This is a genomic window from Jeotgalibacillus sp. R-1-5s-1 (assembly GCF_004405105.1).
Taxonomy (GTDB): Bacteria; Bacillota; Bacilli; order Bacillales; family Jeotgalibacillaceae; genus Jeotgalibacillus.
In genome coordinates this window covers 81,935-102,156 of the sequence record NZ_SORW01000046.1, presented here as the reverse complement: position 1 = coordinate 102,156, position 20,222 = coordinate 81,935, and the positions used below count along the sequence as shown (strand labels likewise).

The 20,222-nt window shown below is 37.9% G+C and carries 20 protein-coding genes and 1 pseudogene; 12 read left to right on the top strand and 9 right to left on the bottom strand.

What is annotated here, in order from left to right:
- Nucleotides 1-15 precede the first annotated feature (15 nt).
- A complete protein-coding gene (locus tag E2491_RS14550) occupies nt 16-1,758 on the bottom strand; it encodes a BlaR1 family beta-lactam sensor/signal transducer (protein WP_134376356.1) in 1,743 nt (580 codons plus the stop codon).
- Nucleotides 1,759-2,132: 374 nt separating this feature from the next.
- Nucleotides 2,133-2,324: a DUF6440 family protein gene (locus E2491_RS14545; protein WP_134376355.1), complete on the bottom strand. Its 192-nt coding sequence runs from the start codon at nt 2,322-2,324 to the stop codon at nt 2,133-2,135.
- A gap of 631 nt (nt 2,325-2,955) precedes the next feature.
- Here E2491_RS14545 and bla point away from each other — a divergent pair.
- The 4 genes from bla (at nt 2,956) to E2491_RS14525 (ending at nt 6,868) form a co-directional block, all read left to right on the top strand.
- A complete protein-coding gene (gene bla, locus E2491_RS14540; protein ID WP_134376354.1) occupies nt 2,956-3,858 on the top strand; it encodes a class A beta-lactamase in 903 nt (300 codons plus the stop codon).
- 352 nt (nt 3,859-4,210) lie between these two features.
- On the top strand, nt 4,211-5,173 hold the full coding sequence (locus E2491_RS14535) for a response regulator transcription factor (protein ID WP_134376353.1): 963 nt from the start codon (nt 4,211-4,213) through the stop codon (nt 5,171-5,173).
- Nucleotides 5,174-5,327: 154 nt separating this feature from the next.
- Entirely contained in the window at nt 5,328-6,176 is an 849-nt protein-coding gene (locus E2491_RS14530; protein ID WP_134376352.1) for an ABC transporter ATP-binding protein, read from the top strand.
- Nucleotides 6,176-6,868, top strand: a complete 693-nt coding sequence (locus E2491_RS14525; RefSeq protein WP_134376351.1) for an ABC transporter permease — start codon at nt 6,176-6,178, stop codon at nt 6,866-6,868. The genes E2491_RS14530 and E2491_RS14525 overlap by 1 nt, the downstream gene beginning before the upstream one ends.
- A gap of 221 nt (nt 6,869-7,089) precedes the next feature.
- Here E2491_RS14525 and E2491_RS14520 read toward each other — a convergent pair whose 3' ends face one another.
- Nucleotides 7,090-7,674, bottom strand: a complete 585-nt coding sequence (locus E2491_RS14520; RefSeq protein ID WP_134376350.1) for a CGNR zinc finger domain-containing protein — start codon at nt 7,672-7,674, stop codon at nt 7,090-7,092.
- 195 nt (nt 7,675-7,869) lie between these two features.
- Between E2491_RS14520 and E2491_RS14515 the strand changes: the two genes are divergently transcribed.
- Complete coding sequence (locus tag E2491_RS14515; RefSeq protein WP_134376349.1) at nt 7,870-8,727, top strand: alpha/beta fold hydrolase; 858 nt, start codon at nt 7,870-7,872, stop codon at nt 8,725-8,727.
- Between the two features lie 663 nt (nt 8,728-9,390).
- On the opposite strand, the gene E2491_RS14510 is transcribed toward E2491_RS14515, so the two are convergent.
- Complete coding sequence (locus tag E2491_RS14510) at nt 9,391-10,479, bottom strand: type I restriction endonuclease (RefSeq protein ID WP_371414488.1); 1,089 nt, start codon at nt 10,477-10,479, stop codon at nt 9,391-9,393.
- 176 nt (nt 10,480-10,655) lie between these two features.
- Between E2491_RS14510 and E2491_RS17625 the strand changes: the two genes are divergently transcribed.
- From E2491_RS17625 to E2491_RS14490, 4 genes are all read left to right on the top strand, one after another.
- Nucleotides 10,656-11,450, top strand: a complete 795-nt coding sequence (locus E2491_RS17625; RefSeq protein ID WP_208528081.1) for a hypothetical protein — start codon at nt 10,656-10,658, stop codon at nt 11,448-11,450.
- On the top strand, nt 11,428-12,018 hold the full coding sequence (locus E2491_RS14500) for a hypothetical protein (RefSeq protein WP_134376347.1): 591 nt from the start codon (nt 11,428-11,430) through the stop codon (nt 12,016-12,018). The genes E2491_RS17625 and E2491_RS14500 overlap by 23 nt, the downstream gene beginning before the upstream one ends.
- 75 nt (nt 12,019-12,093) lie before the next feature.
- Nucleotides 12,094-12,945: a hypothetical protein gene (locus tag E2491_RS14495; protein ID WP_134376346.1), complete on the top strand. Its 852-nt coding sequence runs from the start codon at nt 12,094-12,096 to the stop codon at nt 12,943-12,945.
- A 31-nt stretch (nt 12,946-12,976) separates the two neighbouring features.
- Nucleotides 12,977-13,741: an AAA family ATPase gene (locus E2491_RS14490; RefSeq protein ID WP_134376345.1), complete on the top strand. Its 765-nt coding sequence runs from the start codon at nt 12,977-12,979 to the stop codon at nt 13,739-13,741.
- A gap of 89 nt (nt 13,742-13,830) precedes the next feature.
- Here the strand turns inward: E2491_RS14490 and E2491_RS17850 are convergent.
- The 3 genes and pseudogenes from E2491_RS17850 to E2491_RS14475 all read right to left on the bottom strand — a co-directional run.
- Nucleotides 13,831-14,037: pseudogene (locus E2491_RS17850) on the bottom strand (manganese catalase family protein); the annotation flags it as partial.
- A gap of 9 nt (nt 14,038-14,046) precedes the next feature.
- Nucleotides 14,047-14,493: a YndM family protein gene (locus tag E2491_RS14480; protein WP_134376344.1), complete on the bottom strand. Its 447-nt coding sequence runs from the start codon at nt 14,491-14,493 to the stop codon at nt 14,047-14,049.
- 245 nt (nt 14,494-14,738) lie between these two features.
- Nucleotides 14,739-15,767, bottom strand: coding sequence for a serine hydrolase domain-containing protein (locus E2491_RS14475; protein ID WP_244093971.1), 1,029 nt, complete (start codon nt 15,765-15,767; stop codon nt 14,739-14,741).
- Between the two features lie 136 nt (nt 15,768-15,903).
- Here E2491_RS14475 and E2491_RS14470 point away from each other — a divergent pair, with 136 nt between their 5' ends.
- From E2491_RS14470 to E2491_RS14460, 3 genes are all read left to right on the top strand, one after another.
- The gene (locus E2491_RS14470) at nt 15,904-16,593 is read left to right on the top strand and encodes a hypothetical protein (RefSeq protein ID WP_134376343.1); all 690 of its coding nucleotides are present in this window, start codon (nt 15,904-15,906) and stop codon (nt 16,591-16,593) included.
- Nucleotides 16,594-16,706: 113 nt separating this feature from the next.
- On the top strand, nt 16,707-17,129 hold the full coding sequence (locus tag E2491_RS14465) for a hypothetical protein (protein ID WP_134376342.1): 423 nt from the start codon (nt 16,707-16,709) through the stop codon (nt 17,127-17,129).
- A gap of 312 nt (nt 17,130-17,441) precedes the next feature.
- Complete coding sequence (locus E2491_RS14460; protein ID WP_134376341.1) at nt 17,442-18,101, top strand: FusB/FusC family EF-G-binding protein; 660 nt, start codon at nt 17,442-17,444, stop codon at nt 18,099-18,101.
- A gap of 103 nt (nt 18,102-18,204) precedes the next feature.
- On the opposite strand, the gene E2491_RS14455 is transcribed toward E2491_RS14460, so the two are convergent.
- The gene (locus tag E2491_RS14455; RefSeq protein WP_134376340.1) at nt 18,205-19,419 is read right to left on the bottom strand and encodes a CapA family protein; all 1,215 of its coding nucleotides are present in this window, start codon (nt 19,417-19,419) and stop codon (nt 18,205-18,207) included.
- Nucleotides 19,420-19,581: 162 nt separating this feature from the next.
- Nucleotides 19,582-19,998: an NAD(+)--rifampin ADP-ribosyltransferase gene (arr, locus tag E2491_RS14450; RefSeq protein ID WP_134376339.1), complete on the bottom strand. Its 417-nt coding sequence runs from the start codon at nt 19,996-19,998 to the stop codon at nt 19,582-19,584.
- Nucleotides 19,999-20,222: the final 224 nt, after the last annotated feature.

Below are 20,222 nucleotides of genomic sequence, written 5' to 3'. Positions count from 1 at the left end.
ATTGGACAATTTATTCTAATACAAACCTTTATCTTTTAGTATCGACAGTGTAATTTCTGCAGCTTTGCTTCCACCGCCAGTATCAATGTTTGTAGCAAAAAACCACGTATCATCATTGGTTTCCACAAATCCAATGAACCACCCATTCACGGTATCCCCGTTAATGACACCTGTTCCGGTTTTTCCATACAGCTTTGAGCTGCTGTTTTCTTCAAGTGTTAGTGCTGATTTGACAGTTTCGATATTTACCGGGTTAAAATTTTGTTCATTTGTATACAGATTGCGAAGTAATTTAGCCTGTTCAAAAGGAGAGATTTTCAAGGTAGACTCAAGCCAATATTGACCTGTTCCACCTGACAAATCCTTGTTTCCATAACCGAACTGATCCAGATAGATGGCAGTTTTATCTTGTTCAATCCTCCCATCGAGAATCTCAAAGTACCAGTTAACGGAATATTCCATTGCGGAATATAGAGTCTGATCTCTATTCCACTCTTGGTAATCATATGTTTTTCCATTCCACTTAAACGAAGAATCATTAGGCGTTATGGCTTTCTCTTCAAGACCAATCAAAGCACTGTAAATTTTATAAGTCGAGTTAGGAGGTACTCTCAATCTGCTTTTCTGCTCATTGTAAATACGATATCTGTTATCCTTCAGGCTTGTTAAAACGAAGGTTCCGTCCTCTTTGTCAAAATAAGAGCTTAAGTCCTCAGTGATAACCTTTTGATCCTTTATATCATAATAATCTTCATTTTCAGAGGCAAGTGTGAATAAGGGCAGTTGCATAAAAATAAACAGTGTAGTGACAACAAAAAGTATCCTGCTTTTTATAAGTCTGTTACTGGAATTTCTGCTGAATAAGGCAATATGGGTGATCCTTTTCTTTATTTGTTTTTTGGAACCTGCCAGATGATTAGTGATTGTTAAGAAATCAGGATGTCGTTCATAACAAGAAAGAATAGTATGACCATATGCTTTATAAGAATCATCGTTTAGAGAATGGAGAACTGCATCGTCACAGGCTAACTCCCGATCCAACCGCATTTCTTTGAATGCAAGCCAGACGAATGGGTTGAACCAGTATAGAACCTGGTACAAAAGAAAAAGGTAGTTAAACTTTGTATGGTAGCTTTTTTCATGCTGCAATTCATGAAGAATCACATATCTTAGGTCTTTCAGTGACATTTTCTGCTCTAACTCTTTAGGTATCAAAATCGTTACCTTGAAAAATCCAAAGATTAACGGTGATCGAATGTGCGACGACACTAATAATGAAATGTTTTTCTTCATATCAAGATCATTTTTACAGGATTCGAATAGCGCATTAATAGCTGTATTTCTTACACGCTGCGCTGTTTTTACAATTTGATTCAATTTCAAATAAGATAGGAAAAAGCAAAAGCTGAAAATAATAATACCGGCTACCCAGATAATGAGAAAAATTGTATTAAAATTTGAATAGTCCAATTGATTGACTGATATACCGAAGTCTTGCGTCCAATTCCCGTTAAAACCGGAATTCGTTTCGGGCATTTCAGGCGGTGCAAATGGCACCGGGGTCTCGGTTCTTAAGTTTATATATGTGCTAAATGAAATCCACCCTTTTGGTAAAAAGGGAAACGTAAGAGTGACGATAAGTAAAAACCAAAGATGATAGCGCCAGGAGGCTGACAGGCGGAAATGACGCACAAGAAAGATCACAGCAATAGTTATTGCCGATAGTCCGACTGTCATTAGCATTTGAGATAAAATCAAAATTTCCCCTCCCTTTATGAGGTAATCACTTCAGCCTATCAATATAAGTGATATAAAGATATGTTTGTGAGTTTAATGGCGTTATTTACAATATTCAACAGAAACTAATCGCATAAAACGATAATAAAGACATACTGAAATAGTGAGATGTGACAGAATACTCTTTTTTATTAATGGAAATTAAATTAGCATCCATTTAATTCCTAAGTATAGTAACTTTAAGCAAAAACGTCTAACAGGTTGTCATACAATTTGTTAGACGTTTTTGCTTACATTTTTTAATGTTTGCGATAGGTAGCGTAACACTTTTTGTTAGGGTGCCTTTTACTATAGACAGGTTTTGTCCAGGTTTCTATCACCTGATGGTAAAGATATTAATTGAAATCCTTTTCTATAACCACATCACCATTTTCATCTAGTAATGGTGTAAGTGAAGTTCCCTGTGTAGACCAGGTATGCAGGTAATGGACACCTGTTTCTGTATCGATGAGTACTAAGATCATCCCGAACTGATAATGCTGCACTGATTTTTCAACAAACCTGTTATCATTTTTCTTACCAAACATGTTTATCACTCCTTGAATTGATTATCCAAAACTTTTCTGTTACTTGCATTCAGTGAACGAGCAAAAGCAGACAAATTCGTTTAAACCGTTAATACTTCCTATACCCCGCTGCTACTCGTTACAACTCCTAATTTGTTAATAAATGTTTTATTAAACTTCTACCTTAGTCTGCAGGGAAAGAGAGCCAGGATTTCTTCTTCACTGATACAGATAAGAATATCTTTTAAGGCCGTGTTTTTCGAACGTTTTTGATCAATGCCCGATCTGGATTAAATCCTTTGTCAACTCCTTTTCTTATGAATTGACTCATGGAGGCACGTCTTTTATCTACGCTATCTACCTGTTACTCAGCTTATAAAAGATCATTGGAAATGTCGTGAAAATCCCGTGAACAGTAACTATATGAAGCCCAAATGTACCGAATAAAGGGTGGAATGTTATTATTTCAACCTCAAATGACACTTAGGGTCTATTAATAGTTTCATCTCTTATCTTCCAATCAGTCTTTTGAGAAAAGTTGAACTCAAAAATAAAATAAAACAACTTGACTACAATTGTAATATCGGACTACAATTGTAGTCAAGTTTTTGAGGTGAAGTGGTTAATAAATATTTTCAAATGGAGGATTCTTATGAAACGTTTTTCAATGCGGAGATTTTTAGGAACAGTGATGCTAGGGAGTTTGTTTCTTGGAGGTTGTTTGAACAGTCAAAATGAACCTGATCAAAACGAAGAAAATGAAGAAGCGACAATGAATTCCAGTTTTGAAGACCTTGAAAAGGAGTATGATACAAAACTAGGCGTTTATGCGCTTGATACAGGCAACAACCAATCTGTTGCCTACAATGAAGATGAACGCTTCGGATATGCATCTGCACACAAGGCGTTGGCTGTAGGAGCACTTTTGAAGAAGAAATCAATGGAAGAACTTGATGAACGTATCAATTTTACAGAAGAAGATTTAGTGAATTATAACCCCGTTACTGAAGAGTTTGTTGATGAAGGAATGACTCTAAAGGAGTTGAGTGATGCATCGATCCGTTACAGTGACAACACAGCTGCCAACCTTATATTTGAGGCGATCGGAGGGCCTGAAGGATTTAAGGAGGTACTAAGAGAAATAGGAGATGATGTCACAGAACCAGCGCGTATCGAGCCTGATCTTAACGATGTGGAGCCTGGAGAAACGAACGATACAAGTACACCTAAAGCACTTGCTGAGAGTCTGCAGGCCTTCACACTTGGTGACGTTCTCTCTGAGGAGAAGCGGGAGATGCTAAATGACTGGCTGATACGAAATACTACGGGAGATAACCTGATTCGGGCAGGTGTGCCGGAAGAATGGATAGTCGGAGACAAAACCGGATCAGGCTCATATGGAACTCGAAACGATATTGCTGTCATCTGGCCACCGGATGAGGAGCCTATCATTCTTTCAATACTTTCCAGTCGTGAAGAACCTGATGCCGAGTATGATGATGAACTGATTGCCAAAGCCGCAGAAATAGCGGTTGAGAGATTAGAAGAAAATTAATTCTCGATTTTTAACTCTTTTATGTTTTTTATTGATAAATCGCTCGGCCGGTTTAATGGAAAGAAAATGCACTTACAAACGAAGACACAATTCCTTACCGGGGAATTGTGTCTTTTAAAAATGCAGCGTTAGTGAAGGGAAAAAAGCCTTGCTTTTTAAATAAATTGAGTATTCAGCATTTAGTGAGTAGAATTAAGAGATGCAGAAGTCATAGCTGCAGTTAAGCTGAAAATGAAATCTATGTGATAACGCCCTTTTATTGAATGAAACTACTAAGTTGTAGAATCATAACGAAATGATATTTGTTGCCATCCATTTATTATAATTTAATGTAATAGAAAGGACTGGGAAAATGTCACATTTTACAATAGACGAAAAAATAATAGGTAGTGAGTCGCTTCCTTTATTTACTCTTACCATCAACGACTCACAGGCAACGTCAATTTACAGTGATGGGGATTTACAGGCTGAATTGGTGAACACCCTACGCAGGAATACAAATATACCGATATTTGATCTGCAGGAGGGGTTATACATGCGCCTGTCAGTAGAAGATAATATCGCTTTTTTTCTAAAATGGTTCAATTGTAAAATGCCATTACCTAAAATTCTCGTGGAGTTTGAACTGCATACTTGTGCAAAGAAAGCTCTGGACAAATGCTCAGAATCTGAAATTCGACGAGTCTACTTTGCTAAATATTTTATAAGTGGTTATAAGAAAATGGTGTTCCAGGAACCGATACACGGCGTAGATGTTATAACAGTTAATAATTTTATTAATATGCTTCAAAAAATAAAGGATCTACAGATACCTGTGCTTATTTTAGTGTCCAGCATGGAACATGCCGTTTTACTTGGAGATCGTGTGTATAAGCTTAAGCAGGATGGTTTGCAGGAAGTTGAAGCTGATGAAGGTGAAGTTGAAGACACCTCTATACAGTCTGAATTGGAAAGTCCCAGAGGACCAGTTGCTGCAAATCTATTTAAGATACCAGCAAGAGTAGGAGATAAAATGATTCTATTTGATCCGACAGAGATCGATTATATCGAAAGTCAGGATGGAAAGACGATGATTATGATCAATGAGGAATCATATGCGATGGAAGACACACTGGCTGAAGCAAACAAGAAATTAGAGGTTTTCGGATTTTATCGTTGTCACCGCTCCTATATCGTGAATCTGCAAAAGGTACGTGAAATCATTACGTGGTCGAAAAACTCGTATTCACTCAGGATTAGCAATAAGGTTCAGTCAACTATTCCTCTGTCCCGTTCCAAAATTCAGGATATCCAGGAAAAATTAAACCTGAAATAGGTACAGTTCACCCTATCTGGAAGGTTTTTTAAATGATATTTTAACTTGATATAAGTACGATTCAATCTTCTTTCAGTACATTTCGGCTTGATATGACTGCATCCAGCCATTCATTCCATTACGATGAAGGAAATCGTCGAAAGGAGTGTTTTAGTTGGAAAATGCCATCGAAGTAAAAGGCATGCAGAAGATTTTTGGTGAGCATACCGCCATTAATAAAGTGAGTTTTAATGTTAAGCAGGGGGAGATTTTCGGATTTCTTGGTCCAAGCGGTTCAGGTAAAACAACTACTGTTAAGGTATTGACCGGAGAGCTGAAACAAACTGTTGGTGATGTTAAAGTACTGGGTATTGATTCGGAAAATTTTGGATCGTCAGCATTCAAATCGCAAGTCGGAATATTATCAGATAACAGCTCGTTATATGAGCGACTGACCATCTATGATAATTTGAAACTATTTTGTAAATTATATGGTGCGCCGCTGAAGCAAATCGATGTGGTACTGCGAGAAGTTAATTTGCATGATGAACGTTCAAAAATAGTGTCGACGCTGTCAAAAGGAATGAAACAGCGAGTATTGCTGGCCAAAGCGCTTATTCACAATCCTAAACTGGTATTTCTAGATGAACCAACATCTGCTCTGGATCCTGGAAATATGGCACATATTCACCGTGGACTGCAAAAACTGAATGAAGCAGGCACAACCATTTTCTTGACTACTCATAATATGGAGGAAGCGACTGAGTTATGTGATCGTGTTGCGTTTTTGCATAACGGAGAACTGCAGGAATTAGACAGTCCGAATTCACTTCGCTACAAATATTCCACACACGCTTTTCATGTGGAAACCTTTAAAGGCAATCGATTAGTCATTGATAATCAGCCGGATCAGGCCGATCAAATCAGAGACCTGATCGCAAACGGAGAAATCAAAGCCATGCATACGGATAATCCGACACTTGGACAGATCTTTCTAAAGGTAACTGGAAAGGAGCTAGAATAATGAGTGTTCAACGGATACATGCTATTTTTGAAAAAGACTTAAAAGATTTGCCGAGAAATATAGCGTTGTTGATGTTACCAGTAAGTAATATCTTACTCGCGTTAATCTACTCCTTGACTGTTGATGGGGAGCCTCCGATTGCTTTTCTATATTTAATTGCCGGGGCAACTTTTTCAATGGTTACATCAGGTATCATGATGAGCATGATAGCCGAAGAAAATGAGAAGAACACAATGAGAGGTTTGATACAATCTCCTGCTTCGCTATTGGATATCATTATTGGGAAAAGTCTGGTTACAGGGATTATCACAGCTATTTCTCTAATGGTTTCTCTAATGATCGTGGGTATTGAACCGCTTATGAACTTCAGGGCGATCATTGGACTTATTTTGATGTTCCTATTCTTTCTTTTAGTAGGGATCGGTATTGGGCTATTTTCAAAATCGCTTGCAGCAACATCCGGTTATTTGATGCCAGTCATGTTCCTGTTTGGTTTCACGCCAATGATTGCTACATTTCAGCTTGCGGAAGACAGTATTATCATTAGAACCACGAATACGTTCCCTATTATGCAAGCAATCGAATTGTACGATAATAATTTTTGGATGCCATTAGGTATACTCACTGCTTGGATCATCGGTGCAGCATTGTTTACGTTTATATGTTTTCGAAAGGTCATGACTGATGACTAAGATAGTAAGTTTGGCTGTTTGTCGTTAGTAATATAAGAAAACGTTCCCATCCCGCTTTTTCATTTCATCATCCAAAACATTTTAATAAATACAGCCAAAAAAAAGTCCGTGAGAAGATTTCTCACGGACTTTTCGCATCATTTTACCTATCTTTTCAATCACCTACTAACCGGATGTGGTTCTATTTTTTAACTTACTTTAAATATAAAATGTTACCAGGATTACTTTTTCTTTTTCTTCGAATAAAACTCTGCTGCTTTTTTACGGTTTCCACACAACTCCATGCTACACCAACGTCTTTTTCCTGCTTTAGATGTATCAACGAAATAGAGTCTGCATTCTTCATGATTACACTTCCTAATACGCTCAAGAGAGGTGTTTTCAAAAGTATTAATAATGGAATCCATAATGCCGTACATTATGTGATCTTCAATTGTTTTTCCTTGGAATGTTATTTTCAACTTTTCACTTTCAGAATTAATGGTTAGGCTGCCCTGCAATTTCTCAACAGCACTTTTTATTTTATTGGTTGTACGTAGCGAAAGTTTTCTATTTTGTTCTATCTCAGACAATATGGTGTTACAAAGAGTACGGGTTGATTGAAGCTCAACGATTAATGAATCTAATAATTTCTTTTTTTCTAAAGCTAATACATCAGACTCTCGCACTAGATTATTTTCCTTCATCCATTGGAGCACACTTGATGCATTAGCTAAAATATCAATCTCTTGTTTATTAGAGATGTAAATTGTATTGACAAGGTTTATCCACGAAGGTCCACCTAAAGTTAATATTGATTTATCCATATACTTATCACCTCTTCCATAATTATAACCACTAAAAATTTTTTGACAAGTTATAAAAATTAATGTATTGTTTTTTGTAACTTCTAAAAAGAATTTTAATGGTTATACAATTTAGTTTAAAGGCTTGTGAATAGGGTGCTCTAAATTCAATCGACTCTTTTAGGAGTTCAAAATTCAAATTTATGAGGTGGTAATATGTTAGTAAATCACAAAAAAGTTGTTGTTAAGGGTGTTAATATCTTTTATCGAGAAGCCGGTCTAAAAGAAAATCCAACCATTTTGTTGCTTCATGGTTTTCCTTCCTCTTCGCATATGTATAGAAACTTAATACCGGAATTAATGGAAGAATTTCATGTTGTAGCACCAGATTATCCAGGTTTCGGGAATAGCGACCAGCCAGAAATAAATGAATTCGAATACACGTTTAGTAACTATGCCCTTCTCATGAATGAGTTTGTCGAGCAATTAAACTTGGAGAAATTCAGTATTTACGTACACGATTATGGTGCTCCAGTAGGGTTCAGGCTGGCATGCGAACACCCTGAGCGCATTCAGGCCATTGTAACCCAAAATGGAAATGCCTATGAGGAGGGTTTAATGTCAGCCTGGGACCCTGTTCGCACATATTGGGAAAATCCTAACCAGGAAAATAAGGATAATATCAAATTCCTTTTATCGGCAGACTTTACAAAGCATCAATATACAAACGGTACTCGTGAACCTGAGCATATTAGTCCGGACGCTTGGAATATGGACCAGTTTGTTTTGGATCGTGCCGGAAATGACGAAATACAACTCGCTTTGCAATATGACTATAGAAACAACGTAAAACAGTATCCAAACTGGCAGAAATTTTTCAGAACATATCAGCCGCCTACACTAGCTATATGGGGAAAAAATGATATGTTTTTCGGACCTGAAGGTGCTTTAGCATTTCAGAGGGATATTAATGATTGCGAAGTACATTTATTGAACACTGGACATTTCCCATTAGAAGAAGATTTGAAAACAAGCGCAAATTTAATTAAACAGTTTTTGCAAGACCGACTGTAATGAAAACAATTCATTTCACCCTGTAACTAAAGTTTTTGAACAGCAAACGCATCTTTAATTAAATTTATTTACCAAAAAAACACCTTTCTTATTCGATGTTAAGCGACCAAATCAACATCAAAGAAAGGTGTTTTTTTATGAACTGATTTGTAACAATTCCCGCTTTATTTGATTATTTAATTTCAATAGAAGTGTTTCAATTGGTATTAGAAAAATACAGTTACACCGAATCGTGAGGACGCAAATACCGAATCATTCGATTGGCGAAAAGGATTTGGGAATCTTGGTTTAGCGGTACACGTATTTTGAATATGGAATGATTAAAACCCCTGCCTGGATGAAAAGCGGGGGTTTTGAGCTGTGTTGAAAAGATCATTTAGCATTTAATAGTACTGCATCAAATTAGATTGTCTGTAAAGATGGCAAATAAACATTTATAAAGTATTGATATCCAATAAATCCAGTTACAACAGCCGATACTAACCGGCATAATAAGGCAGGGGCTCTAAAAAGCTTTAATAAAAGAAAAGATACTACATATGCAAATCCTATTACTAGCACTAGATAAATGATTCTAATGCCTATCTCGTTGAATATAGATGATATTTGATCAGTGATTTCCATTACAAGTCCCCTTAGAAAATGAATTCAATAGATCTTTCTTTACCCTTCAAACTTCTGAATCACATTTAAAATTCTGTCTCTATATTTCAACACATCTGTGACCTTCTCGATCTGAACCTTTGCTTTGTCTTCATCATTAAAGCTGATTGTCTTTTTAGCACGGTCGAGTTCGAGTCTGACGATCCATTTACGAATGTTATCGTCAAGAAGTACATTGAAATAACTCTGATTGTCACGATAAAATACACGGTCTGCGTCAATGACTTCGCTAGCGATCACTTTGACGACTGTATAGCCCTGAATCTCGTCTTCAGTTGTTATAATGAGTGGTTCAGTTGGAGTGTCGATTGGTGAGTGATCTGGCAATGCGGTAACAGCTGCTTCCTGACTGGCCTGATCTGTTGCTGTCGTAGATTTCAATGCTTTACTTAATTTTTCATTTACTTGCTCATTAATAAATTGGCTGAATGATTTCTTTATGATAGGTTCGAATTTTTCAAGTGTGTTTTTTGTTTTCATCCCATCATATATTGCTCCAACAATGTATTTGATAAAATCCTCAGTTGGATTTTCCCATTGTTCGTATAGAAATGATTTTACTTTATTAAGATATTTCAGATCAGAAGCAGTGGTGAAGATTTTCTCAAGATCAAAGCTGTCTTTGCGGAATTTTGCGAGCTCAACGATGTGGGGTTCTTTTAGATCTTCCAGGTTAATTTCAAAGAAAGGGGCAGAGTCCATTTTGTTCTGTTCTTCTAAATCTGTGTAGAAACGATAAATAAGACCATTTGTCAGAATGGCAAACTTAGCAGCTGTCGTGCCAAAGTAACGGAATAGCTGGGAATCATGCTTGGACAATTTTTCAGCGACTGACTTCGCTTCAATTAGTATGACAGGCTGACCATCATTCATGATGGCATAGTCTACTTTTTCGCCTTTTTTAATTCCGACATCCGCGATGAATTCAGGTGTGAATTCTGACGGATCAAAAATGTCGTAGCCAAGAGCCTGAAAGAAAGGCAGAATTAAACTCGTTTTTGTTGATTCTTCTGTAGAGATATTGCCCTTGATTTTCTCAATCCTCTTTGCAATGATCTTGATTTGATCAGCAAACTGTTCCATATCCATTCCTCCTGAAATATATTAATACTGCTGCAGGTATATATGTAAATCTATTACCAACAAGTATTAATCAAATTTTACCACAAAATAAATCTAAAGTCGGATATAATAAGAAAATAATGTTATATTTTCAAAATGCTATTTTTGTAGATTTAATCTTGTTTTGCATAGGAGGTGGCTTCTTGTTAGCAGAGATTCATAACAAAATTTCGCAATCCGGGAGCAATTTATCAGATCGGTTGGAAGACAAGCTGACGGGGGATTTTTTTGGTGCACTGCGTTATTTACCGTTTGAACTGGGCATGAAAAATCTTTTAGAGCAGGTTGAGTTTAGTGAAAATGAGCCGAAGGATTTTTGGCGTGCAATCCTAAATCGTTATACAGGATTTCCGGCTGTGTGGAATTTCTGGCCCCGTGATATTGAAGGGGAGATTGATTTACTACTTTCCTTTGAGGATCTGATGGTTGGTATTGAGGTTAAGTATTTGAGTGGGATTTCATCAGAGGATGAAATGGACACGGGTGCTGTGGATCATACAGTCAGTGTCCATCAGCTGGCACGTTACGCAAGGATGCTGGAGCGAGTTTCTGAAGGAAGACCCGTTTATCTGATTTTCCTCGCTCCTTTTGCCATGATGAAAGAAGTGAGAGAGTCAATGGAAAATCGATCGATTATTGCTCCTGGTGTAAAGTTTGGATTTTTAAATTGGGAGGATATTCATGAGTCACTGACTCGGATGGATTTGGATCCACTAAATCAGGGACAGCAATTGATCATTGAAGATTTAAGAAATCTACTTTTGAAAAAGGGTCTAAAAAGGTTTAGGGGTCTGTTGTACACGAAGGCCGACATAATTGTTTCAAAGGATCATTATACATTTCATATAGAACGGAATGTCAGTACACAGAAGGATTGGAGCTGGCCTGCCGAACATGTTGAGAAGGAGAAAAACTATGTCTACAAAATCAAGAGCTGAAATCGGATCAAACATTTCAAATGCAGTTCATGTATTACAGGAAACGTATAAAAATCTAAATGTACTGTTTTCAGAAATGGACAGAGTGGGAGAGGAGCAGGGATTCATCTCGATGACGCCTAGATTTTTACGCTGGAAGTCCGACTCTCACTCAGAAGGCTGGCTGACCAGTAATTTCATTAAATTGTATCAAAAAGATGATGGCATACCACTAAGTCATTTACCTAACATGAATAACGGAGATGTGTTTGGAATTGAAGTAGATCTCGAAGGCAGCGAAAATATCCCGGCTATTTCACTCGTTAAATACAAATTCGATTATACCAGTTGGACAAGGACTCCATCTACATCAGATCATTGGGTATTCTGGGATCCGTTCCGCATAGATAAATTCTTCAAAATTAACAAAAAGGATGGGCAGTGGTTCAGCGAGACTAATGAAAAAGGTAAAGAAAAGTACTGGGGTTTAGAAAAGGCAGTGGCGATAGAGATTCCGTTGTTGGAAGTGAATAGTCCGGAGGATATTTCGGAGAAGATTTTTGAGGGGTTTGGGGTGTTGTTTATTTGATAAATTGGAACGTGATCAATCGTTGTTTTAATTCATTTATGAAATTTTATAACACGAAGAATATCTTAAAATGAGGTGAGAAAAATATTATTCAATACAAGAGAATGGGCAATTATCATTTGGACGATTGTGTTTTTCTTAATAGTTATATTTATTTTATATAAGAATAAGAAAAGTAACTCATTTTTAAGTTTACCAAAACAAATAATCCAGCTAATCCTCCATCCAATAATGCTGTTTTCTTTAAGTTATATTGTGTGCATGTTTTATCTTTTAATTAAGGTAGAATTCATAAATAATATAGGGCTTATCAAGGATTATTCAAAAATTTTAATATTTGCTTTGTTTCCAATGATTTTTAGAGTCGCAACAAAATTTGATCAAATTGAAATCACTCAGATAGCTAAAGGGATTATAAAGTTTAGTATCATTCCACTTTTTATAATAAATGAATATACCTTTAATATAATCTTAGAATTAATAATAATCTTAATAATATTTGTATTGAATATGTTAATTGCTATTTCTGACAATAATCCGAACTTCAATCTGATAAAAAAAATTTTAAATTGGATATTAGCATTTATTGTAATAAGTGTTATTGTATTTTCATTTAATCTCTTTTTCAATAATATAAATGATATAATGCAAAGTATTTTCTGGAAAAAGATGTTTTTAGAACTTTTGCTACTATTCTATGTACCTTTGCTTATTGTTGTTCGAGAATTAACTTACTATGAAAAAATATTGATCCATATAAAAATTAGAAATCGTTTAGGAAATAAATTTAAAGAGAGGATAAGTATTTTCTTAATACTTCTCAAAAACTGTCACTTTAGTAAAAGTAAATTGGACAAAGCTTTAAAGAAAGTAAAAATTAATAAAGTGGGTTCTTATAAGGACTTAAATATACTTCTGAAAATCTAATTTGTTTAGCCTATTAATTGGAGGTGAACTCATGACAAAACTAAGTTACGATTCTCAATATATAAGATCCGTTTACTTAAAGCGTGATGAGATCTCTTCTTTTGGTGAGTTTCCGCTTAATCTGCCAGTGATTCGGAATTTGGATGAGTTACTGTTTCACCCGAACGTGACGTTCATTGTCGGTGAAAATGGGATGGGGAAGTCAACGTTGCTGGAAGGAATTGCGGTTGCTTTTGGATTTAATCCTGAAGGTGGTTCGCTGAATTTCAGGTTTTCAAGCTATGATTCACACTCGAAACTGGATGAATATCTTCGTTTGAAAAAAGGAGTGAACCGGGCGAAGGATCACTTTTTCTTTCGGGCTGAAACGTTTTATAACGTTGCCACGAATATTGAACATTTAGATCGGGAACAGTCGTTTGGTCCGAGGATTATTGATTCCTATGGGGGGAAGTCACTGCATAAGCAGTCTCATGGCGAGTCCTTTTTCGCAGCTTTTATCGAACGTTTTCAGGGGAAAGGTCTATACATTATCGATGAGCCGGAAGCTGCCCTGTCGCCATTAAGGCAGATGTCGATGCTGACCAGAATCAACGAACTGGTTCACCAGGGGTCACAATTCATCATCTCCACCCATTCCCCGATTATCATGTCCTATCCGCAAGCCAAAATCATTCAGCTCACCCCGGAAGGAATCAGCGAACCAGCGTTAGAAGAAACACAGCACTACTCCCTTACAAAACAATTTTTTGAAGACAAAGACCGGATATTGCACCATTTGTTTCAGGAGGAGTAGAGGAGTGTAGAGGAAGGGTCTATCCCTAAAGTCTACTGTGTCTTCAATTAAGTGCATTTGATCTTATTAGGAAGCGTGATAAGTAAAAAATCCAGAGTAAGGACTCTGGATTTGTTTTCTGTACGACAATTCCAACCTTGAAACAGATATTGCATCATGGCAGACATCTCACAGTACTTACCACTAATTTTCTACTGGGGTTTCTTAGCATAAGCAGCATCAGGTTTTGAAGGTTTGGCATTGTATTAAAGTTCTTTTACATGATAAAACTTCTGATAGCTGTTTATGAAGGACATGGTGTCTCTTTATTTTTTGTCCGTGTCAGTAGGATACAATTCTGTTGAAGTCTCTGTCTGAAATTGATTTGATACATGCGTTCTTTCATTGACTGCGCTATTCGTCTTTTTTTCATGATCTAAACTTCTGGCGACTGATTGGTGGAAAAAGTATTCAAAGATAACCAGTGAGACTGTTGATATTGCGGTAGCCATTAAAACATCATCACCAACGGTCAGAGCATCTGTCATAAAATAAATAACTGCAAAGGCAAGAATGAAATCTGCAAAAGTTGCTACAGAGTTATTCGTTTTAGACAAAATTAATAAATCGCCGACCAGATAGGCAACTACAGTTAAGACAAGGGTAATATAAAATACGCTTTGAAATGATACATCAAACCCTGCGCTTAAGATGATACCTAGGACGATAAGAGTCGCAACAAACTTTAAGGCAAATAATTTTAAATGTGTCATGATCAACACCTCCATTCAATAGTAGGTTCTCCATTTGATCTGATTTTAACCAAATGATTAACGAAATTTGAATTGGAAACTTAATGTGTAGTCATGATGTTTTCGGAGAAAATATGATTAAGGTGACTCAGGCTATTCAGGTAAGGGGTTTGACAGGTAGATGATCAAGAGTATTTTTAAATTGCATATCTTTTTTTGGCGCATCTCTTTGATCGATTATATGTAAAGTAAAACTGACTCGATCTCTACGCCCATGACCTGTAAATCTCCCCGATAAATCCTTTCATCTGATGAAGTCCTGTATCGGTGTTTGTCATGATGATGATACCTTTTTTCAGATAGGGTTGAGCCACAACCATGCTTTGGTAACCGATGCCCCAGCCGAGGGAGGAGATTTCAGTTTCATGGTCTGCGCCGTCTAAAAATATTCCAAGTCCTGCCCAGGCTGCTGTTCCTTGAGGACTTAGCAGGGTTTTAGCGGCGTCAGAGGTTAGACCGATTTTGCTGTTATGATCCAAAGCATCCATTAACTCAATGACAAGCCTTGCTAAATCAGATGGCGTTGTCCAAAGTCCGGATGCTGCGGCATATGGATAGATAGGATATTTTCCGGGAATGACATTACCCTCTTTGTCGTGTCCGGCAGTAAAGTTTTTACCGTTAGGAAACGATTGACTGAAAGTACTGTTGTCCATATGTAAGGGTTCAAATATAAGATCATTCACAGCCTTTTCAAAAGGTTTCCCCGCAATATCTTCTATCAGCTGCTGGACCACACAATAACCCGCATCAGAATAATGAAATTCACTTCCCGGCTCCTTTTTCACTGCAATAGATTCCCGACAATAAGGTGTGTTGCCTTCCAGTAAGTCCACCATATTCGGCCCGTCATTTTGGGAATGAAGCGCATCAAAACTGCCCTCGGGGTCCAGAATTCCGGAGTGATGGCTTAGTAAATGACGCAGTGTCACCTTGTGCGTCGTCTTATATTCATTTACAGGTAAGGTCCATGAAACAAGCTTTCTGCTAATATCCTCATCTAAATCAAGATCTCCCTGAGAAACGAACTTCATCACAACAATGGCTGTTACAAATTTACTGATTGAACATGCATTGAAGATAGAGTGCCGATCTACCAGTTCAGTCGTTCCTGCTTCCAGCAAGCCAAAACAATGTGTATCTGCAAGTTTTCCATCTTTAATGACAGCAATTCCCGCTCCGGTTATATTAAATTGCTTCATTTTATTTAAAATAAATGCCTCTGATAGATTCATTCGATACCCCCTGAATTGTATAATCATTATAACAGTAATTAGTAAATCTGGAATCGTTCAAAGTCCAGCTTAGACTTGAGGGACAGACCCCAACTCTACGCAATCAAAGGAGGATGTAATTGAGAAATTAGCTGACATGAAAGAATTTAGCTGGATAGAGGGTCAAAAGATTCCTCTGCCTGAAGTTTGGAATGGCTGTCGTTTTAACAATTTAATTCCACCTGTTTTTGAGGCTTACTGTAAAATCATTCATCCGATTCGGCGGGAACTCAATGCGCCAAATGACACGATCACCTGGATGGAAGCAGGGGTTGATAATGGTTACCTGCAGCCGGGAGAACGGATCAGGCTTCGGGAGCTTGCGGTGAAATACGGATTAAAGGAAACAAAGGAACTTGGACTGCCATCGATTGCAAAGAAGCTTGGCGGACATCCCCGTTATTTAATGGGAGGAGACCCCGGTCTACTGGATTATAAGTCACTCAATCGTGTGATTAATATAATCAAGCTTCATTCGGGAGAGATAGACTGCTACTTTTACTATCATCTTTTAAAGACGTCGGATTACTACAGCAAGCTATATCGTGGACGGATTGAAGAAGTGAAGCAGTTTCTCATGATGGATGAGGTTAAGTTTACCCCGAGTTATATTTGGCCTGAGGATCGCAGCTGGTGTTTTTACAGTGACGTTGATTTGGACTTCACCATGATCGGTGGCAGCCGTGCGTTTGTTGACAAACTGAAAGCAGATGACTGGCTGGAGTGCATGGAGACAGATGAGGATACGAGGGTGGATGATGATGGGGATCAGCAGGTGGAAGGATAGAAGTGTGTGTTTTCTAAAAAAGTACTATGGATAAGAGGAATTCCCGGAAAACAAAGAGAATGAAATTAACAGTTTTAATTGTAAAGTGAATATCCGGAGGTGCCAGACGGTTTATGATTTTAAGGAAAATCATTGGGTTTTTTATCACTAGCTTCTTACTTATGCTTGGTTTGGCCTTTTTACAATATAGCACTGATCCAGCAGGCGGGTTCTGGGGCTGGTTTTGGTTCGTAGGAATCTTCGCTGCACCGTGCGTTCTGTTTTACGGGATGTTGATTTCATTCGTGTCAGATATCGTGTTAAACCGCTTTCAGCTGGTTCCCAGAGCCATTTATGCTTTCGCGGTCCATTTGACTTTTGGTGTGCTTTTTACATTCATCATTTATTCGTTCTACTATACTTCTTTCTCTCAGTACTGGTCAGAAGGAGGAAAGCTGATCTTTATGTGTGCAGCTGCAGGTTCAGTGATTTACTGGGGTGCGGATGAAATTCTAAGAAGGTTCGTTAACCTGGATAAAGTTCAAAGTGCGATGTAAAACGTAGACTTCAGGGACAGACCCTTTCTCTAAACTATGACTTTGATGTGGATTTCAAGTTGACAGGCTAAGCGGACTTCTTTTTAGGTCTTGCGATAAATCTCGATTGTGTATACGCTGTAGTTGGAGGTGATATCAGATGATAGTTGTGATGAATAATCATGCGTCAGCATTGGTACCAGCTCATGCAAAGCCTGAATAAGGGGCGATACTTTGCGTGGGGTTAAGATTGTTAATCGCCAGCCAATGTATCTTTCTATTCAGGTTTTGCACTTATCTATCATGATTTAAAAGATAAGGAGCGAATAGAAAATGGATGCATACAAAAAAACTGAAAAAATGTTTATTCGAAATGACCAATATAATTTTATTGCAAGGCAAGTCTACTTTATTGTGCATACTCAGCATACTGTAAATCATCAGGATACACGGGATGGGGTAAAACTTCATGCGATGGCAAAAGTAAGAGAGACGGTTCCTGATCTGACAGAAGAGCAGGAAAAGCTGTTGAACCGGATCGTTGACTTGAATGATGAGGCAGAGGCCAGGGCTTTTCTGAGTGAGTTGAAGCGTGATTATGTGATTCCGTTTCGACAAGTGACGAAGAAAACAGTCGAGAAATTGTTCCCAAAAGCGAAGAAGCTGCAGGTGCCTGATCTGGATGAGTTTGATTTCCAAAGGCATTCTTATTTAGGATGGTTCGATACTCGCGCCCATAAGCAGCATTTAATCGTTGAGTATCAGGGTAAGTTAAAGGGTATCTCAGGCCACTTTAACAACAGCAACAATAAAGGAATCTGCAGTATATGTAACCAGCTTGGAGAAGTCGCCTTGTTTGTGACGAAGGTGAAAAGCGGGAAAGAGACGTATGTGAGCAGAGGGAATTATATTTGTAAAGATAGTCAGTTATGCAATGAACATTTGACTGACCTGACTAAACTTGAGACTTTTCTCGACCACCTTTATCAATAATACTGAGAGTTTTCAACTGTCTATCATCAAGAACTTCTAAAAGCAAAAAACCACTGTTCAATTGCAGTGGTTTTTGTTTTTTCTGAAACCGTCATGGTTCAGCTTATTTGTTCTCCATTTCACCCATTCTAATCTCAATATCACTCATTCTTTCAGAAAGTGTTTCGATCACATTGTTTTTATGGGTTTCAAGGTTGCACCATCTGAAGTCATCTTGCTCAAAATCGCTTAATGGAAGAATTTGATAGTTTGTGTAGTCTTCAGAAAAAGAAGTGAATGTAGGGACAGCATAGACAGAGTCGATTTGCACCTGCTCGTTTTCTTTAGTCAGATCAAATCCGATCATGGTGCCTGTAAGCCTTTCGCAATCAAGGTGGGGCACACGATCGTCAAAAGGACCGGAGATGAAATTCCCGAGCGAATAGGCAACCAGCGCACGTTGATTCTCAGGTCCTTCGATCCATTCGATAGGCTGAAGCACATGCGGATGGTGTCCGAGAATGATATCGGCACCATTTTGTACAAGGCTCTGAGCGAGTTTTTCCTGTGCTTCCACAGGCTGTTGATACTCCTGACCCCAGTGCATTCCCACGACAACAAGGTCAGCCATTTTATCGGCACGGGCTACATCGTCTAAAAGCTGTTCTTCATTATCTGTAAAGATATTGACAGAGTATGGACGTTCAACTGGAAGATTGGAGCTGTATGTGCTTGAAATGAGTGCAATGGATATGCCTTCTTTTTCAATGATCGGAATCGTTTGACGTTCTTCAGAAGATAGATGGGCTCCGCTGAGTAAAACATCTGGATAGTTCTCTTCCCAAAAGGCTATATTTCGCTCCAGTCCGCTATATCCCATGTCGAGTGTGTGGTTATTGACCAGCTGAAGCATATTAAAGCCGGTTTCATAATAATAATGACCAAGCTCATAAGGATTATTAAAGACAAAGTTTCCATCACCAAGACCAAATTCGGAGCCTGTAATCGGTGTTTCCTGATTAGCGTAGGCAAAGTCTCCTTTTTCAATCAGATTCCTTACATTAGACATAAGAGGATCAAAATTGAAAGAACCGTCCTTTTGCATAGCATCATATAAAATCGGGCGTTCGACCAGTAAATCGCCAACTGCTGTAAAATGAGCAGTTTGAGTCGAACTTGTATTTTCTGCTGATCCTTCAATAGTATCAGCATGATCAACAGTATCATTTTTATTATTATTCAGACTGTCAGGACCAGCAGCATTAAAATAAATGGTTCCAGCAGCACAGGCACTTAGCAACAAAAACAGACTTAAAATAAACAGCATTCGACGATACAAAAAGCAAAACTCCCTGTTAATTAATAGAGTACATTTATCATGATTCTATTATCTTAACATGAAAAAATAATGAAATGATAGAATAAATTGGTTTGTTTTTGGAAAATTAGTGACAGATGACTAGGGGATAAAAGGTCGAGAAAGAATCTGTCCCTTTTCTCCCTAATCCAGCATGACATCTTTCCCCTCATCACGTAATGTCTTAAGTGATGCATGCATCTGATTAATTTGTTCATCAGAGTGCCTTTCCCAGACGCCAAGCTCTGCGATTATTTTTAAGGGTGCTCGTGACCGGTACGATCGTGTGGGGTTTCCCGGGAACCTTTTATCGGTAAGGTTCGGGTCATTTTCAAAATCCCCTGTAGGCTCGACGATATAAATTCTTTCCTGCAAATCGCCTTTTGCGAGTTCAGCTCCCCATTTCGCTGCTTCAAGCGTCGCTGTGAAATAAATATGATTGGATTTTTTATTCTGGTAATTGGACAAATGCTGCGGTTCAAGCAAGTCACCAATTTTTAATTTTGCCTTCGTACCATGAAAGAATGGACCCTGATCCAGTACTGCTTTTTTATCCTGCATACACTAACGCCCCCCTGGGAATTCGGATTTGTATGAACAGTATAGGGGAGTTATGCGGAAAAGAGTAGTCTGTTATTTAAGTGGGATTGGGATTATAATAGAAGTAGAAGGAAGCATTTCATACATAACTTTTCTGAAAAAACGCTGGTCTTAATGATTGGCGATTTTTTAAAAAAGGCAGAGAAGGGGTCTGTCCCTGAGGTCTACCGTAGACCTCAGGGACA

Bases quoted from the DNA above. Each gene is read 5' to 3' on its own strand.
- E2491_RS14545 (WP_134376355.1), bottom strand. From the start codon at position 2,324: ATGTTTGGTAAGAAAAATGATAACAGGTTTGTTGAAAAATCAGTGCAG.
- bla (WP_134376354.1), top strand. From the start codon at position 2,956: ATGAAACGTTTTTCAATGCGGAGATTTTTAGGAACAGTGATGCTAGGG.
- E2491_RS14535 (WP_134376353.1), top strand. From the start codon at position 4,211: ATGTCACATTTTACAATAGACGAAAAAATAATAGGTAGTGAGTCGCTT.
- E2491_RS14525 (WP_134376351.1), top strand. From the start codon at position 6,176: ATGAGTGTTCAACGGATACATGCTATTTTTGAAAAAGACTTAAAAGAT.
- E2491_RS14520 (WP_134376350.1), bottom strand. From the start codon at position 7,674: ATGGATAAATCAATATTAACTTTAGGTGGACCTTCGTGGATAAACCTT.
- E2491_RS14515 (WP_134376349.1), top strand. From the start codon at position 7,870: ATGTTAGTAAATCACAAAAAAGTTGTTGTTAAGGGTGTTAATATCTTT.
- E2491_RS14510 (WP_371414488.1), bottom strand. From the start codon at position 10,479: ATGGATATGGAACAGTTTGCTGATCAAATCAAGATCATTGCAAAGAGG.
- E2491_RS14500 (WP_134376347.1), top strand. From the start codon at position 11,428: ATGTCTACAAAATCAAGAGCTGAAATCGGATCAAACATTTCAAATGCA.
- E2491_RS14490 (WP_134376345.1), top strand. From the start codon at position 12,977: ATGACAAAACTAAGTTACGATTCTCAATATATAAGATCCGTTTACTTA.
- E2491_RS14480 (WP_134376344.1), bottom strand. From the start codon at position 14,493: ATGACACATTTAAAATTATTTGCCTTAAAGTTTGTTGCGACTCTTATC.
- E2491_RS14475 (WP_244093971.1), bottom strand. From the start codon at position 15,767: ATGAATCTATCAGAGGCATTTATTTTAAATAAAATGAAGCAATTTAAT.
- E2491_RS14470 (WP_134376343.1), top strand. From the start codon at position 15,904: ATGAAAGAATTTAGCTGGATAGAGGGTCAAAAGATTCCTCTGCCTGAA.
- E2491_RS14465 (WP_134376342.1), top strand. From the start codon at position 16,707: ATGATTTTAAGGAAAATCATTGGGTTTTTTATCACTAGCTTCTTACTT.
- E2491_RS14460 (WP_134376341.1), top strand. From the start codon at position 17,442: ATGGATGCATACAAAAAAACTGAAAAAATGTTTATTCGAAATGACCAA.
- arr (WP_134376339.1), bottom strand. From the start codon at position 19,998: ATGCAGGATAAAAAAGCAGTACTGGATCAGGGTCCATTCTTTCATGGT.